This window comes from Streptomyces sp. NBC_00237, from assembly GCF_026342435.1.
In the GTDB taxonomy this organism is placed as follows: Bacteria; Actinomycetota; Actinomycetes; order Streptomycetales; family Streptomycetaceae; genus Streptomyces.
Map to the genome: position 1 here is coordinate 3,083,553 of NZ_JAPEMT010000001.1, position 16,181 is coordinate 3,099,733.

17 protein-coding genes are annotated in these 16,181 nt (G+C 70.0%); 16 read left to right on the forward strand and 1 reads right to left on the reverse strand.

Features of this window, described 5'->3' with window-relative positions; all coding sequences use genetic code 11:
- Window positions 1-40 precede the first annotated feature (40 nt).
- From OG897_RS13995 to nusB, 14 genes are all read left to right on the forward strand, one after another.
- A complete protein-coding gene (locus OG897_RS13995; RefSeq protein WP_266656249.1) occupies window positions 41-481 on the forward strand; it encodes a DUF948 domain-containing protein in 441 nt (146 codons plus the stop codon).
- 7 nt (window positions 482-488) lie between these two features.
- A complete protein-coding gene (locus OG897_RS14000; protein WP_266656250.1) occupies window positions 489-824 on the forward strand; it encodes a DUF6167 family protein in 336 nt (111 codons plus the stop codon).
- Window positions 824-3,493: an alanine--tRNA ligase gene (gene alaS / locus OG897_RS14005; protein WP_266656251.1), complete on the forward strand. Its 2,670-nt coding sequence runs from the start codon at window positions 824-826 to the stop codon at window positions 3,491-3,493. The genes OG897_RS14000 and alaS overlap by 1 nt, the downstream gene beginning before the upstream one ends.
- Complete coding sequence (ruvX, locus tag OG897_RS14010; protein WP_266656253.1) at window positions 3,493-3,957, forward strand: Holliday junction resolvase RuvX; 465 nt, start codon at window positions 3,493-3,495, stop codon at window positions 3,955-3,957. The genes alaS and ruvX overlap by 1 nt, the downstream gene beginning before the upstream one ends.
- 123 nt (window positions 3,958-4,080) lie before the next feature.
- A complete protein-coding gene (gene mltG / locus OG897_RS14015; RefSeq protein ID WP_266656255.1) occupies window positions 4,081-5,901 on the forward strand; it encodes an endolytic transglycosylase MltG in 1,821 nt (606 codons plus the stop codon).
- A complete protein-coding gene (locus OG897_RS14020; protein WP_266656257.1) occupies window positions 5,879-6,721 on the forward strand; it encodes a shikimate dehydrogenase in 843 nt (280 codons plus the stop codon). Before mltG ends, OG897_RS14020 begins: the two co-directional genes overlap by 23 nt.
- A gap of 130 nt (window positions 6,722-6,851) precedes the next feature.
- Complete coding sequence (aroC, locus tag OG897_RS14025; RefSeq protein WP_266656259.1) at window positions 6,852-8,036, forward strand: chorismate synthase; 1,185 nt, start codon at window positions 6,852-6,854, stop codon at window positions 8,034-8,036.
- Window positions 8,033-8,548, forward strand: coding sequence for a shikimate kinase (locus OG897_RS14030; RefSeq protein WP_266656261.1), 516 nt, complete (start codon window positions 8,033-8,035; stop codon window positions 8,546-8,548). Before aroC ends, OG897_RS14030 begins: the two co-directional genes overlap by 4 nt.
- On the forward strand, window positions 8,545-9,645 hold the full coding sequence (gene aroB / locus OG897_RS14035) for a 3-dehydroquinate synthase (RefSeq protein WP_266656263.1): 1,101 nt from the start codon (window positions 8,545-8,547) through the stop codon (window positions 9,643-9,645). The genes OG897_RS14030 and aroB overlap by 4 nt, the downstream gene beginning before the upstream one ends.
- Window positions 9,642-10,091 (forward strand): type II 3-dehydroquinate dehydratase, encoded by a 450-nt coding sequence (gene aroQ, locus OG897_RS14040; RefSeq protein WP_266656265.1) that lies wholly within the window; start codon window positions 9,642-9,644, stop codon window positions 10,089-10,091. Before aroB ends, aroQ begins: the two co-directional genes overlap by 4 nt.
- 232 nt (window positions 10,092-10,323) lie before the next feature.
- Window positions 10,324-11,193, forward strand: coding sequence for a Pro-rich N-terminal domain-containing protein (locus OG897_RS14045; protein ID WP_266656267.1), 870 nt, complete (start codon window positions 10,324-10,326; stop codon window positions 11,191-11,193).
- A 106-nt stretch (window positions 11,194-11,299) separates the two neighbouring features.
- Window positions 11,300-12,415 (forward strand): aminopeptidase P family protein, encoded by a 1,116-nt coding sequence (locus OG897_RS14050; RefSeq protein ID WP_266656269.1) that lies wholly within the window; start codon window positions 11,300-11,302, stop codon window positions 12,413-12,415.
- 61 nt (window positions 12,416-12,476) lie between these two features.
- Complete coding sequence (gene efp, locus OG897_RS14055) at window positions 12,477-13,043, forward strand: elongation factor P (RefSeq protein WP_266656271.1); 567 nt, start codon at window positions 12,477-12,479, stop codon at window positions 13,041-13,043.
- A 2-nt stretch (window positions 13,044-13,045) separates the two neighbouring features.
- Window positions 13,046-13,480 (forward strand): transcription antitermination factor NusB, encoded by a 435-nt coding sequence (gene nusB, locus OG897_RS14060; protein ID WP_266656273.1) that lies wholly within the window; start codon window positions 13,046-13,048, stop codon window positions 13,478-13,480.
- A 258-nt stretch (window positions 13,481-13,738) separates the two neighbouring features.
- Here nusB and bldD read toward each other — a convergent pair whose 3' ends face one another.
- Window positions 13,739-14,239, reverse strand: coding sequence for a transcriptional regulator BldD (bldD, locus tag OG897_RS14065; RefSeq protein WP_185030598.1), 501 nt, complete (start codon window positions 14,237-14,239; stop codon window positions 13,739-13,741).
- Between the two features lie 240 nt (window positions 14,240-14,479).
- Here bldD and pyrR point away from each other — a divergent pair, with 240 nt between their 5' ends.
- Together pyrR and OG897_RS14075 are read left to right on the forward strand one after the other, a co-directional pair.
- Window positions 14,480-15,103: a bifunctional pyr operon transcriptional regulator/uracil phosphoribosyltransferase PyrR gene (pyrR, locus tag OG897_RS14070; protein ID WP_266656275.1), complete on the forward strand. Its 624-nt coding sequence runs from the start codon at window positions 14,480-14,482 to the stop codon at window positions 15,101-15,103.
- A 98-nt stretch (window positions 15,104-15,201) separates the two neighbouring features.
- Complete coding sequence (locus OG897_RS14075; protein ID WP_189827348.1) at window positions 15,202-16,161, forward strand: aspartate carbamoyltransferase catalytic subunit; 960 nt, start codon at window positions 15,202-15,204, stop codon at window positions 16,159-16,161.
- Window positions 16,162-16,181 lie beyond the last annotated feature (20 nt).

Genomic DNA, 16,181 nt, shown 5'->3' on the forward strand with positions numbered 1-16,181 from the left:
ACATTTCTCGCACTTTTCTCGACCCAACAGGGAGCGCATCGTGTCCGGTGGAGAGGTGGCCGGCATCCTGGTGGCCGTCTTCTGGGCGATCCTCGTGTCCTTCCTCGCCGTGGTGCTGGTGAGGCTGGCGCAGACGCTCAAGGCGACCACCCGCATGGTGGCCGAGGTGACGGACCAGGCGGTTCCGCTGCTGTCGGACGCCTCCGCGACCGTCCGCTCCGCGCAGACCCAGCTCGACCGGGTCGACGCCATCGCGTCCGACGTCCAGGAAGTCACCTCGAACGCCTCGGCGCTCTCCACCACCGTCGCCTCCACCTTCGGCGGCCCCCTGGTCAAGGTCGCCGCCTTCGGGTACGGCGTCCGCCGGGCGATCGGCCGCCGCAAGTCGCCGGAGCCACCGGCTCCGGAACGTACCGTGATCGTCGGCCGGACCCTGCCCGCCGCACGCCGTGGCCGGGGATTCCGCGGAAACAAGAACTGAGGCTGCGATGTTCCGCCGTACATTCTGGTTCACCGCAGGCGCCGCAGCCGGTGTGTGGGCCACCCAGAAGGTCAACCGCAAGATCAAGGCGCTGAGCCCCGAGAGCCTCGCCGCGCAGGCCGCCGACAAGGCGGTCGAAGCGGGCCACAAGCTCAAGGACTTCGCGCTCGACGTCCGGGCCGGAATGGTCCAGCGCGAGGCCGAACTGGGCGACGCGCTCGGCCTCGACGCGGCGCCAGGCGACGCACGGGAGCTTCCCCCGCAGCGGTACGCCGTTGCCCTCGACAACCCCAAGACCCCGTACCACAACGGGAATTCGTACAACCGGAATGAGGACCACTGATGGAGTCGGCAGAAATTCGTCGCCGCTGGCTGAGCTTCTTCGAGGAGCGCGGTCACACCGTTGTCCCTTCGGCGTCGCTCATCGCGGACGACCCGACTCTGCTCCTGGTCCCGGCGGGCATGGTGCCCTTCAAGCCGTACTTCCTGGGTGAGGTCAAGGCCCCCTGGCAGCGCGCCACCAGCGTCCAGAAGTGCGTCCGCACGCCGGACATCGAAGAGGTCGGCAAGACCACCCGGCACGGCACGTTCTTCCAGATGTGCGGCAACTTCTCCTTCGGGGACTACTTCAAGGAAGGGGCCATCCGCTTCGCCTGGGAGATCCTGACGAAGTCCGTCGACGACGGCGGTTACGGCCTCGACCCCGAGAAGCTCTGGATCACCGTCTACCTCGACGACGACGAGGCCGAGGAGATCTGGCGCGAGAAGATCGGCGTCCCCGCCGAGCGCATCCAGCGCCTGGGCAAGAAGGACAACTACTGGTCGATGGGCGTCCCCGGACCCTGCGGCCCGTGCTCGGAGATCAACTACGACCGCGGTCCCGAGTTCGGCGTCGAGGGCGGCCCGGCCGTCAACGACGAGCGCTACGTGGAGATCTGGAACCTGGTCTTCATGCAGTACGAGCGCGGCGCCGGCATCGGCAAGGAGGACTTCGAGATCCTCGGCGACCTCCCGTCGAAGAACATCGACACGGGCCTCGGCCTGGAGCGCCTCGCCATGATCCTCCAGGGCGTACAGAACATGTACGAGACCGACACCCTGCGCGTCGTCATGGACAAGGCCACCGAGCTGACCGGTGTCCGCTACGGCGCCGCCCAGAACAGCGACGTCTCGATGCGCGTGGTCGCCGACCACATGCGCACCTCCGTCATGCTCATCGGCGACGGCGTCACCCCCGGCAACGAGGGCCGAGGCTACGTGCTGCGCCGCATCATGCGCCGTGCCGTCCGCAACATGCGCCTCATGGGCGCCACCGGACCCGTCGTCCAGGAACTCGTGGACACGGTCATCGACACGATGGGCCAGCAGTACCCCGAGCTCATCACCGACCGCCAGCGCATCCTGGGCGTCGCCCTCGCCGAAGAGGCGGCCTTCCTCAAGGCCATCAAGGGCGGCACCAACATCCTGGACACCGCCGTCACCGAGACCAAGGCCGCCGGTGGCCAGGTCCTCTCCGGCGACAAGGCGTTCCTGCTCCACGACACCTGGGGCTTCCCGATCGACCTCACCCTCGAAATGGCCTCCGAGCAGGGCCTTTCGGTGGACGAGGAGGGCTTCCGCCGCCTCATGAAGGAGCAGCGGGACCGCGCCAAGGCCGACGCCCAGGCCAAGAAGCACGGCCACGCCGACATGTCCGGCTACCGTGAGATCGCGGACGCCTCCGGCGAGACCGACTTCATCGGCTACACCTCCACCGTCGGCGAGTCCCGCGTCGTCGGCATCCTCGTCGACGGCGTGCCCTCCCCGGTCGCCACCGAGGGCGACGACGTCGAGATCGTCCTGGACCGCACCCCGTTCTACGCCGAGGGCGGCGGCCAGATCGGCGACACCGGCCGCATCAAGCTGGACAGCGGCGCGATCGTCGAGATCCGCGACTGCCAGAAGCCCGTACCCGGCGTGTACGTCCACAAGGGCGTCGTCCAGGTCGGCGAGGTCACCGTCGGCGCCCAGGCCCAGGCGATCATCGACGTACACCGTCGCAACGCCATCGCCCGCGCCCACAGCGCCACGCACCTCACCCACCAGGCGCTGCGCGACGCTCTCGGCCCGACGGCCGCCCAGGCCGGTTCCGAGAACCAGCCCGGCCGCTTCCGCTTCGACTTCGGCTCCCCGGCCGCCGTGCCCGGCAACGTCCTGATCGACGTCGAGCAGCGGATCAACGAGGTCCTCTCGCACGAGATGGACGTCCACGCCGAGGTCATGTCGATCGACGAGGCCAAGAAGCAGGGCGCCATCGCCGAGTTCGGCGAGAAGTACGGCGAGCGCGTCCGCGTGGTCACCATCGGCGACTTCTCCAAGGAGCTGTGCGGCGGCACGCACGTCCACAACACCGCCCAGCTGGGCCTGGTGAAGCTGCTCGGCGAGTCGTCCATCGGCTCGGGCGTGCGACGTATCGAGGCCCTCGTCGGCGTCGACGCGTACAAGTTCCTGGCCCGTGAGCACACGGTCGTCGCCCAGCTCCAGGAGCTGGTGAAGGGCCGCGCCGAGGAGCTTCCGGAGAAGATCTCCTCCATGCTCGGCAAGCTGAAGGACGCCGAGAAGGAGATCGAGAAGTTCCGCGCGGAGAAGGTGCTCCAGGCCGCCGCCGGACTCGTCGCCGGTGCCAAGGACGTCAAGGGCGTCGCGCTGGTCACCGGCCAGGTGCCGGACGGCACGTCCGCCGACGACCTGCGCAAGCTGGTCCTCGACGTGCGCGGTCGCATCCAGGGCGACCGGGCCGTCGTCGTGGCCCTGTTCACCACGGCCAACGGCCGCCCGCTGACCGTCATCGCCACCAATGAGACGGCCCGTCAGCGCGGCCTCAAGGCCGGTGAGTTGGTCCGTACCGCTGCCAAGACCCTCGGTGGTGGCGGCGGCGGCAAGCCGGACGTCGCCCAAGGCGGCGGCACCAGCGTCGAGGCCATCGGTGACGCCATCGACGCCGTCGAGCGCATGGTCGGGGAAACGGCCTGATGCGACGCGGACGCCGTCTCGCGATCGACGTCGGGGACGCCCGGATCGGGGTCGCCTCGTGCGACCCCGACGGGGTCCTCGCCACGCCGGTGGAGACCGTGCCGGGACGTGACGTCCCGGCCGCCCACCGGCGGCTGCGCCAGCTCGTCGAGGAGTACGAACCCCTCGAAGTCGTGGTCGGTCTCCCTCGCTCCCTCAACGGGGGCGAGGGCCCGGCCGCGGCCAAGGTCCGCGCCTTCGCCCAGGAGCTCGCCCGGGGCATCGCCCCGATCGGCGTACGGCTCGTCGACGAGAGGATGACCACAGTGACGGCCGCCCAGGGGCTGCGCGCTTCGGGCGTGAAGTCCAAAAAGGGACGGTCCGTCATCGACCAGGCCGCCGCGATTGTCATTCTTCAGAACGCGCTTGAGTCCGAACGGGTGTCGGGAGAGCTCCCCGGCGAAGGCGTCGAAGTGGTTGTCTGATCGCGATACGGTAACGTTCCGCGCCGTGGCGGCGTTCGAACAGCTGCCGCACAGGATCTGAGGCGGGACGGATGCCGTGCCCCACGCGCGCCACACCCGCCGCCTCGCGGCTCTAGGGGACCGATGACTGAGTATGGCCGGGGTCAAGGCTCCGAACCGTGGTACCCGCAGGCCCCCGGTGAGCAACAGTACGGGGACCAGGGCGACCAGGGTTGGGGCGGGCAGCAGGCCGCACAGGGTCAGGCCCCCTATGACCAGACCTACGCCGGGCAGCAGCAGTACCCGCCGCAGCAGGGGCAGCCCCAGCAGCCGTACTACGACAGTGGTCAGTACCCGCAGGCGCAGCAGCAGAACGGCCAGTACGCCCAAGGGCACGACAGCGGCCAGTACCCGCAGGCCCAGCAGCAGAACGGCCAGTACGGCCAGGGCCACGACAACGGCGGCCAGTACCCCCAGGCGTACGACAGCGGTCAGTACGCGCAGGCCCAGCAGCAGAACGGCCAGTACCAGCAGCAGGGGTACGGCCAGCAGCAGGCCGACTGGGACACCGGCCAGGGCCAGGCCATTCCGTACGGGATGAACGCGGCCGACCCCTACAGCGGCCAGCAGCCCGGCTACGGCGGCGAGCAGCAGGACCACTACGGCACCGCCGACGCCTACCCGCCGCCGCAGCCCCCCTCCCAGCGCCGGGCCGCTCCCGAGCCGGAGACCGAGTGGGACGCGGACGCACCGGTCAAGGAGGAGCACCCCTTCTTCACCGGCACCGACGACAACCGGGCCGGTTCCGGCGGCCGCGACGACGAGGACGAGTACGACGAGCCCGCCTCGCGCCGGGGCAAAGGCGGCAAGAGCGGCGGCAAAGGCAAGAAGAAGAGCCGCAACGGTGTCGCCTGCCTGGTGGTTTCGGCGGTCCTGCTGGGGGGACTCGGCGGGATCGCCTACTTCGGCTACGACTTCTGGAAGGCCCGCTTCGGCCCGGCCGAGGACTTCTCCGGCGAGGGCTCGGGCCAGGTCGCGGTCGAGATCAAGGACCAGGCGGGTCTCAACGAGATCGGCAACGCGCTGAAGAAGGCCGGTGTCGTCAAGAGCGTCGACGCCTTCACGGCCGCGGCGGAGAAGAACCCCAAGGGCCGTACCCTCCAGCCCGGTGCCTACGTCCTGCGCTCGGGCATGTCCGCGGCCAGCGCCGTCGAGCTGATGCTCGATCCCAAGAGCCGCAGCAACCTCATGGTGAAACCCGGCCAGCGCAACGCCGCGGTTTACGCGGACATCGACAAGCGCCTCGACCTCGCCAAGGGCACCACCACGAAGGTCGCCAAGGAGAAGGCGAACGAGCTGGGCCTGCCCGCCTGGGTGCCCAAGGACCCGGAGATCATGGACCGGCTGGAGGGCTTCCTCTACCCCGGTACGTATCCGATGTCCAAGGGCACCAAGCCCGAGGACGTGCTCAAGAAGATGGTCTCGCGGGCGACCTCGCACTACGAGGCGCAGAACATCACGGGCGAGGCGTCGAAGCTGAAGCTCAAGCCCTTCGAACTGCTCATCGTGGCGAGCCTCGTCGAGGCCGAGGGCAAGACGCACGACGACTACCGCAAGATCTCCGAGGTCATCTACAACCGCCTCAAGTACAACCCGCAGACCGTGGGGAAGCTCCAGTTCGACTCGACGTACAACTACGCCAAGGGTCAGAGCAACATCAACATTGGCGAAGACGCGATCACGAAGGACAAGCACCCCTACAACACCTACTCGCACACCGGTATGCCGCCCGGCCCCATCAACAACCCCAGCGACGACGCCCTCAGCGCTGCGGTGAACCCGACGAGCGACGGTTGGCTCTACTTCGTGGCCACCGACGGCAAGAGCAAGACCGAGTTCGCCAAGACGCACGACGAGTTCCTCAAGCTGAAGGAAAAGTTCAATGAGAGCCAGAAGGGCCGCTGAGGCGCGGCGGGCCGCCGTCCTCGGCAAGCCCATCGCCCACTCGCTCTCGCCCGTCCTGCACCGCGCCGCCTACGCGGAGCTGGGGCTCGACGGCTGGACGTACGACCGCTTCGAGGTCGATGAGGCTCAACTTCCTTCATTCGTAAGGGAGTTGGACGGAGGGTGGGCGGGGCTCTCGCTGACCATGCCGCTCAAGCGCGCGATCATGCCGCTACTCGACGAGGTCAGCGCGACGGCGGCCTCCGTGCAGGCGGTCAACACCGTCGTCCTCACCGAGGACGGGCGGAAGCTGGGCGACAACACCGACATCCCCGGCATGGTCTCCGCCCTGCGCGAGCGCGGCGTGGACAAGGTCGGGTCGGCGGCGGTCCTCGGGGCCGGCGCCACCGCCTCCTCCGCGCTCGCCGCGCTCGGCCGGATCTGCACAGGACCGGTCACCGCGTACGTACGCAGCGCAGCGCGCGCGGCCGAGATGCGGACCTGGGGCGAGCGGCTGGAAGTCGACGTACGCACGGCCGACTGGAGCGACGCCCGGGATGCCTTCGCGGCACCCCTGGTGATCGCGACGACACCGGCCGGGACGACGGACGCACTGGCCGCGGACGTGCCGGACGCCGCCGGGACCCTTTTCGACGTGCTGTACGAGCCGTGGCCCACGCCCCTCGCGACGGCCTGGTCCGCGCGCGGGGGAGCGGTGGTCGGCGGGCTCGATCTCCTCGTCCACCAGGCGGTGTTGCAGGTCGAGCAGATGACGGGCGTGCCCGTCGCACCGCTCGCCGCGATGCGGGCGGCGGGCGAGCGGGCGCTGTCCGAAAGGTGACCGTCGGGTCCGAGTGCTGGACCGGGGGCGGGGGCGCACGCCGGGACGTGGGAGGATCGGGGGCGGCGGGTCCGGGCCGCGCATCCGGGCTGCGTCGTAGCAGTTCCGGGCGCGAGCATGAGGAGCATCGTTGAGCAGGTTGCGCTGGCTGACCGCGGGAGAATCCCACGGACCCGCACTCGTCGCGACGCTGGAGGGCCTCCCCTCCGGTGTGCCGATCACCACGGAGATGGTGGCGGACGCGCTGGCCAGGCGGCGGCTCGGCTATGGGCGCGGCGCCCGGATGAAGTTCGAGAAGGACGAGGTGACCTTCCTCGGCGGCGTGCGGCACGGCCTCACCATGGGCGGGCCCGTCGCGATCATGGTGGGCAACACCGAGTGGCCCAAGTGGGAACAGGTCATGTCGGCCGACCCCGTGGACCCGGAGGAACTGGCCAAGCTGGCGCGCAACGCGCCGCTGACCCGTCCCCGCCCCGGCCACGCCGACCTCGCAGGCATGCAGAAGTACGCCCTGGACGAGGCCCGTCCGGTCCTGGAGCGCGCGAGCGCCCGGGAGACCGCGGCGCGGGTGGCGCTGGGCACGGTGGCCCGTTCGTACCTCAAGCAGACCACCGGCATCGAGATCGTTTCGCACGTGGTGGAGCTGGCGGCGGCGAAGGCTCCGTACGGTGTGCTGCCCGTCCCCTCGGACGAGGCGAAGCTCGACGAGGACCCGGTGCGCTGCCTGGACGCGGACGCGTCGAAGGCGATGGTCGCGGAGATCGACCAGGCTCACAAGGACGGCGACACCCTCGGCGGGGTGGTCGAGGTGCTGGGGTACAACGTGCCGGTCGGGCTGGGTTCGTTCACGCACTGGGACCGGCGGCTCGACTCGCGGCTCGCGGGTGCGCTCATGGGTATCCAGGCGATTAAGGGCGTCGAGGTCGGCGACGGCTTCGATCTGGCGCGGGTGCCGGGCTCGAAGGCGCACGACGAGATCGTGCCGACGGCGGACGGCGTGAAGCGCACCACCGGCCGGGCCGGTGGCACCGAGGGCGGCATGTCCACCGGTGAGCTGCTGCGCGTACGGGCCGCGATGAAGCCGATCGCGACGGTGCCGCGCGCGCTGGCGACGATCGACGTGGCGACCGGCGAGGTCGCCGCGGCGCACCACCAGCGGTCCGACGTGTGCGCGGTTCCGGCGGCGGGCATCGTGGCCGAGGCCATGGTGGCGCTGGTGCTGGCGGACGCGGTCGCCGAGAAGTTCGGCGGGGACAGCGTGGGCGAGACGCGGCGCAACGTGCAGTCGTACCTCGACAACCTCCAGATCCGGTGACCGGGCCCAAGGTCGTTCTGGTGGGGCCGATGGGGGTCGGGAAGACCACCGTCGGCGCGCTGGTCGCGGAGCGGCTCGGCGTCCCGCACCGGGATACGGATGCGGACATCGTGGCTGCTCAGGGCCGTGAGGTCGCGGACATCTTCGTCGACGAGGGCGAGCCGTACTTCCGGGACCTTGAGCGGGAGGCCGTGCGCGTCGCCGTCGCCGAGCACACGGGTGTGCTCGCGCTCGGCGGCGGGGCGATCCTCGACGAGTCGACCCGGGAGCTGCTGTCCGCGCACCCCGTCGTCTATTTGTCGATGGACGTCGACGAGGCGGTCAAGCGCACCGGTCTCAACCAGGCCCGTCCGCTGCTCGCCGTCAATCCGCGCAAGCAGTGGCGCGAGCTGATGGAGGCCCGCCGCACCCTGTACACCGAAGTCGCCCGGGTGGTCGTCGCCACCGACGGACGCACCCCCGAAGAGGTCGCGCAGGCGGTCCTCGACGCACTGGAGTTGAAGGACGCATGACGGAGCAGGCAACGGCAACGACGCGGATCACCGTCGGTGGCACGGACGGCACCCAGGCGTACGAGGTGCTGGTGGGGCGGCAGTTGCTGGGCGAGCTTCCCGGGCTGATCGGGAAGAAGGCCAAGCGGGTCGCCGTGCTCCACCCGGAGGCGCTCGCCGAGACCGGTGAGGCGCTGCGCGAGGACCTGGCGGCCCAGGGCTACGAGGTCATCGCGATCCAGCTGCCGAACGCCGAGGAGGCCAAGACCGTCGAGGTCGCCGCGTACTGCTGGAAGGCGCTCGGGCAGACCAACTTCACCCGTACCGACGTGATCGTCGGCGTCGGGGGAGGGGCCACGACCGATGTCGCGGGCTTCGTCGCGGCGACCTGGCTGCGGGGCGTGCGGTGGATCGCCGTGCCGACGACCGTGCTCGGCATGGTGGACGCGGCGGTCGGCGGCAAGACCGGCATCAACACCGCCGAGGGCAAGAACCTCGTCGGCGCCTTCCACCCGCCCGCCGGGGTGCTGTGCGACCTCGCGGCGCTGGACTCGCTGCCGGTCAACGACTACGTGTCGGGGCTCGCGGAGATCATCAAGGCGGGGTTCATCGTCGACCCGGTGATCCTGGACCTGATCGAGGAGGACCCGGAGGCGGCGCGGACGCCCGCCGGGCCGCACACGGCCGAGTTGATCGAGCGTTCCATCCGGGTCAAGGCGGAGGTGGTGTCCGGGGACCTCAAGGAGGCCGGACGCCGCGAGATCCTCAACTACGGGCACACCCTCGGCCACGCGATCGAGAAGAACGAACGGTACAACTGGCGGCACGGCGCGGCCGTGTCCGTGGGCATGGTCTTCGCGGCCGAACTCGGCCGGATCGCGGGCCGGTTGGACGACGCGACCGCGGACCGGCACCGGAGCATCCTGGAGGCGGTCGGGCTGCCGCTGACCTACCGGGGCGACCAGTGGCCCAAGCTCGTCGAGAACATGAAGGTCGACAAGAAGTCGCGCGGCGACCTGCTGCGCTTCATCGTGCTGGACGGGCTCGCCAAGCCGGTCGTGCTGGAGGGCCCCGACCCGGCGATGCTGCTGGCGGCGCACGCGGAGATCGCCAAGTGAGCCGCCGGGTGTTCGTGCTCAACGGGCCGAACCTCGGGCGGCTCGGGTCGCGGGAGCCGGACGTGTACGGCGCGACCTCGTACGCGGGTCTGGTCGAGGCGTGCCGGGGGCTCGGGAAGGAGCTCGGCTTCGACGTCGAGGTCCGGGAGACCAACGACGAGGGCGAGCTGATCCGCTGGCTGCACGAGGCGGCGGACGGCTCGATTCCGGTCGTGCTCAACCCGGGGGCCTTCACCCACTACTCGTACGGGATGCGGGACGCGGCGGCCCAGCGGACGGCTCCGTTGATCGAGGTGCACATCTCGAATCCGTACACCCGTGAGGAGTTCCGGCACACCTCGGTGGTCGCCGCCGTGGCGAGCGGCACGATCGCTGGCTTCGGGATCGGGTCGTACCGGCTGGCGCTGCGGGCGCTGGCGGAGGAGCTCGGGGGCCCCGGGGCCTGAGAGCTCCGTCTCATGGAGCAACGGGGCGGCCCGGCGTGCCGTCTGACAGTACGGGCATTTACCATCGCCCCTGGCCGTTCACCTGGTGAAGGGCCGGGGGCGGTACCGTTCGAGGGTTCGACCCGGTCCTTTCGGGTCAGCATCAACACGGGTTCGATTCTTCGCGGTTTCGATGCGCCGAGTACCGAGTAAGCCCGGCAACAGTCGCCTGTACGAGACGGAGTGGCACCGGATGCAGCACGTAGTGGGGGCTCCACTGCCACCGCCGCACGGTTCTGGACAGGTGTGGGCGAGCGCCGCCCCGCACCCGCACGGAGCGCCGCACCCGCCCGTCGGGCCGCCCCCCGCCCCTCAGGGGCCGCCGCCGCACACCCCGGCGCCGCAGCCGCACATTCCGACGCCGCAGCCGCATTCCGGGCCGCAGCACGCGCCCGTGCCGTCGGGGGCGCGGGACACCACGGGGCACATCCAGCTGCCGCCGGGCGGACCGGTGCCGTTGCCGCAGCCGCCGGGGGCCGCCGCTCCCGCGCACGCCGGGACGGGGAACACCACGCTGGCCGTGCTGCTGATAGGACCGGCCGGGGCGGGCAAGACGACGGTCGCCAAGTACTGGGCGCAGAGCCGGCGGGTGCCGACGGCGCACATCAGCCTGGACGACGTGCGCGAGTGGGTCTGCTCGGGGTTCGCCGACCCGCAGTCCGGGTGGAACGACCATTCCGAGGCGCAGTACCGGCTGGCCCGGCGGACGTGTGGGTTCGCGGCGCGGAACTTCCTGGCGAACAACATCTCCTGCATCGTGGACGACGCGGTCTTTCCGGACTGGCCGGTGGTGGGGCTCGGGGGGTGGAAGCGGCACGTGGGACCGGGGCTGCTGCCTGTGGTGCTGCTGCCCGGGCTGGAGGTCGTGCTGGAGCGGAACGCGAAGCGGAGTGGGAATCGGCGGTTGAGCGACGAGGAAGTCGCTCGGATCCACGGGCGGATGGCGGGGTGGTACGGGTCGGGGCTGCCCATCATCGACAACTCGCAGTTCGATGTGGCGACGACGGCGAGGCTGCTGGACGAGACGCTCGCCCGGGCGATGGCGAGTCCGCCGACCTGGTAGGCCCGGCTCTGCTTCCGTGGGCTCCGCCCCTCTGGGGGCAGGTCCGCAGCCCCGGTCGGACGCGCACAAACGGCGGGGCACGGGAGCCGTACCTACGTTGGGGAGCATGTCCGATGCCCATGCAATTCGTCGTGGGCGGCTGCGCGACCGTGCGGCCGCCGCGGGGAGCGAGGCGGTTCTCGTCTCACTGCCCGCCAACGTCCGCTACCTCGCGGGCAGTGCCCCGCCCGGCGCCGTACTCCTGATCGGGCCCGATGGGCCGCAGAGCGACGTGCTGCTGTGTCCGAGGACGCCCGAGGGGACTCCCGTCGAGGGGCGGCCCGACGAAGCGCTCCGGGTGAGTGTGCTGCCCGTGCCCGGTGCGGACGCGGCAGTGGCGGCCGCGGGGTTCGCGGCGGCGGCAGGGACGGGGACGCTGGCGGTCGAGGAGCATCATCTGACCGTCGCGCGGTACCGGGCGCTGGAGTCGGTCGCGCCCCGGGTGCGGCTGGCCGAGCTCGGGTCCGCCGTCGAGCAGCAGCGCATCGTGAAGGACCAGGAGGAGATCGCGTGTCTGCGGACGGCGGCGGAGATCACTGATCAGGCCCTGGGGGAGCTGCTGGAGTCGATCCTCGTGGGCCGGACCGAGCGGCATCTGGCACTGGAGCTGGAGCGGCGGCTCGTCGATCACGGGGCGGATTCGCCCGCGTTCGCCACGTCCGTGGGCACGGGGCCGAATTCGGGGCGGGGCGGGCACCGGCCGACCGATCGGCGTGTGGAGGAGGGGGATTTCCTGTCGGTGTGCCTCGGCGCGAATTTCCGTGGCTACCGGTGCGAGATCGGGCGGACGTTCGTGATCGGGACGGCTCCTGCGGAGTGGCAGATCGAGCTGTACGACCTGGTGTTCGCCGCGCAGCGGGCGGGCAGGGAGGCCCTCGCGCCCGGTGTCGAGTACCGCGAAGTGGACCGAGCGGCACGGCAGTCACTGGAGGCGGCAGGGTACGGGGAAGCGCTTCCGGCGGCCACCGGACACGGCGTGGGGCTCGAAATCGTGGAGGACCCGCAGTTGGCACCGTCGGCCATGGGTAAACTGGACGCTTGTGTGCCGGTCACCGTCGAACCGGGGGTTCACCTCCCTGGCCGGGGCGGAGTCCGGATTGACGACACTCTCGTCGTGCGCCCCGAGGCGGACGGCGGACCCGAGCTACTCACCATTACGACCAAGGAACTGCTCGCGCTCTAGCGTCTCAGCTGGCCGCGCGCGTTCTGTCGGTCGTTCCACCAGTCCAGGAGATTCCGCAACCGTGGCTTCCACGAACGACCTCAAGAACGGCATGGTGCTCAAGCTCGACGGAGGCCAGCTCTGGTCCGTCGTCGAGTTCCAGCACGTCAAGCCCGGCAAGGGCCCGGCCTTCGTGCGCACCAAGCTGAAGAGCGTGATGTCCGGCAAGGTCGTCGACAAGACGTTCAACGCCGGCACCAAGGTCGACACGGCCACCATCGACCGTCGCGACATGCAGTTCTCGTACATGGACGGCGACTACTTCGTCTTCATGGACATGAACACGTACGACCAGCTCATGGTCGACCGCAAGTCCGTCGGCGACACCGCCAACTTCCTGATCGAGGGCTTCACCGCCTCCGTCGCGCAGCACGACGGCGAGGTGCTCTACGTCGAGCTCCCGGCCGCCGTCGAGCTGACCATCCAGCACACCGACCCCGGCGTGCAGGGCGACCGCTCCACCGGTGGCACCAAGCCCGCCACCCTGGAGACCGGCTACGAGATCGGCGTCCCGCTGTTCATCTCGACCGGTGAGAAGATCAAGGTCGACACCCGCACGGGCGACTACCTCGGCCGGGTGAACAGCTAACCGTGGCCGCTCGCAACAACGCCCGCAAGCGCGCGTTCCAGATCCTCTTCGAGGCCGATCAGCGCGGTACGTCCGTGCAGAATGTCCTCGCGGACTGGGTCCGGCACTCGCGGAGCGACGAGCGACAGCCGCCGGTGACCGAATACACGATGGAACTCGTCGAGGGGTACGCCCAGTACGCACCCCGCATCGACGAGCTCATCGAGACCTATGCCGAGGGCTGGGACCTCGACCGGATGCCGGTCGTGGACCGCAACATCGTCCGGCTCGCTACGTACGAGCTGGTGTGGGTGGACGGGACCCCGGACGCCGTGGTGATCGACGAGGCGGTTCAGCTCGCCAAGGAGTTCTCCACCGACGAGTCCCCGTCATTCGTGAACGGCCTCCTCGGCCGCTTCAAGGATTTGAAGCCGAAGCTGCGCCGCGAGGAGAGCTGACGCTCTCGGCGCGGGGTTTTCGCCGCTGACGAAGGGCCTGCCGTACGGATCATCCGTACGGCAGGCCCTTCGCCGCGTCCGGAGTCCCTTGGCCCTGGGCCACCGCCTCACGAGGTACGGGCCCTGGGGGGGCCCAGGGGGCTGAGGCGTGTCACACAGGTACGCGAAAACCGCCGGGGGCGGCAGGAACCAGATGGCTCCCACCGCCCCCGGCGGTACGTTTCTTCTCTTGCGGCATCAGGGCCGACGAGTCGAGGTTCAGACCTCTTCGTGGCCGACGGCGCGACGCGCGTCCGCGTCCAGGACGCCCCAGCTGATGAGCTGTTCGGTCAGGACCGAGGGCGACTGGTCGTAGATCACGGCCAGGGTGCGCAGGTCGTCCTGACGGATCGACAGCACCTTGCCGTTGTAGTCGCCGCGCTGCGACTGGATCGTGGCCGCGTACCGCTGGAGCGGACCGGCCTTCTCCGCCGGAACGTGCGCGAGACGCTCCAGGTCGAGACGGAGCTTCGGCGGCGGCTCGGCGGCACCGCCGGGGGTCGTGCCGGGCAGGAGCTCCTGGACGGGGACCCCGTAGAAGTCCGCCAGCTCGGCGAGGCGCTGCACGGTCACGGCACGGTCGCCGCGCTCGTACGAACCCACCACGACCGCCTTCCAACGGCCCTGGGACTTCTCCTCGACACCGTGGAGGGAAAGGCCCTGCTGGGTGCGGATCGCCCGGAGCTTGGCCCCGAGCTGCTTGGCGTATTCGCTGGACATAAAGCTCCCCGGACGCTGGAACATTGCGGCTCCGCCGCGTGGCTGGTAACTCACTGTGAGGTTACGCAGCGTTACTTGGATGCGTCAAGCCGAACGGGTGGGAGCCCCGGGAGAGAAGGGATCCGAGGGGTTCGCCACCCCGGGGGAGAAGCGGGTTCGAGAGCCCTGGTACCGTGGAACGCGTACATCCGACGTCCTTTAAGAACCGTCCCGTGAGGCGGAGAAGGAGGTCCGTTTCATATGGACACCAGCAATAGCGGCGACATCAGCAATAACAAGAGCAATTCCGGAATTTCCGGCGAAGGCGATGCGGCCAGGCCCGTTCTCGAAGGCCCCGACATCGCCCGGGTGTTGACCCGTATCGCCCATGAAATCGTCGAACGCGCCAAGGGCGCCGACGACGTGGTTCTCCTCGGCATTCCGACCCGCGGTGTCTTCCTCGCCCGCAGGCTCGCCGCCAAGCTCGAAGAGATCACCGGCCGCCCGATGCCGGTCGGCTCCCTCGACATCACCATGTACCGCGACGACCTGCGGATGCGCCCCGCGCGCGCCCTCGCTCGCACGGAAATCCCCGGCGACGGCCTCGACGGCCGCCTGGTGGTCCTCGTCGACGACGTCCTCTTCTCCGGCCGCACCATCCGCGCCGCCCTCGACGCACTGGGCGACCTCGGCCGTCCGCGCGCGGTCCAGCTCGCGGTCCTCGTCGACCGAGGCCACCGCGAACTGCCGATCCGCGCCGACTACGTCGGCAAGAACCTCCCCACGTCCCTGCGGGAGACGGTCAAGGTCCTGCTCGCGGAGGAGGACGGTCGCGACACCGTGCTGCTCGGCGTCAAGCAGACCGCCCCGGCCGACAGCAAGTAGCCCCTGCCTCCTGTGCGGCCCGCGATCCGGGCCGCAGGGACGCTGCCGCCTGCCGTCATGCCTTCCCACCTCCTCCGTACACCTGGAGAGAACCCCCGATGATGCGCCACCTCATCTCGGCCGCCGACCTCACCCGCGACGACGCCGTCCTGATCCTCGACACCGCCGAGGAGATGGCCCGGGTCGCCGACCGGCCGATCAAGAAGCTGCCCACGCTGCGCGGGCGGACCGTCGTCAACCTCTTCTTCGAGGACTCGACGCGGACCCGGATCTCCTTCGAGGCCGCCGAGAAGCGGCTGTCGGCCGACGTCATCAACTTCACCGCGAAGGGGTCGTCCGTCAGCAAGGGCGAGTCGCTGAAGGACACCGCGCAGACGCTGGAGGCGATGGGCGTCGACGCCGTCGTCATCCGGCACGGCGCGAGCGGGGCCCCCTACCGGCTCGCCACCTCCGACTGGATCGACGCGACCGTCATCAACGCCGGTGACGGGACGCACCAGCACCCCACCCAGGCCCTGCTCGACGCCTTCACCATGCGGCGGCGGCTGGTCGGCCGGGACGCGGGCCTCGGCCAGGACCTCGAAGGCAAGCGCATCACGCTGGTCGGAGACGTCCTGCACAGCCGGGTCGCACGGTCGAACGTCGACCTGCTGCACACCCTCGGCGCCGAGGTCACCCTCGTCGCCCCGCCCACGCTGCTGCCGATCGGCGTCGAGAACTGGCCCGCCGAGGTCTCGTACGACATCGACAGCGTCCTCGCCAAGTCCGACGCGGTGATGATGCTCCGCGTCCAGCGCGAGCGCATGAACGCGGCCTTCTTCCCGACCGAGCGCGAGTACTCGCGCAGGTACGGGCTGGACGGCGAGCGGATGGCGAAGATGCCCGAGCACGCCATCGTCATGCACCCCGGCCCGATGGTCCGCGGCATGGAGATCACCGCCGAGGTCGCCGACTCCGACCGCTGCACGGTCGTCGAGCAGGTCGCCAACGGCGTCTCCGTGCGGATGGCCGTCCTTTATCTGCTTCTCGGCGGCAACGAGTCCGCCGCCGCCCAGTAATTCCGCTCGTACCGAGGAGA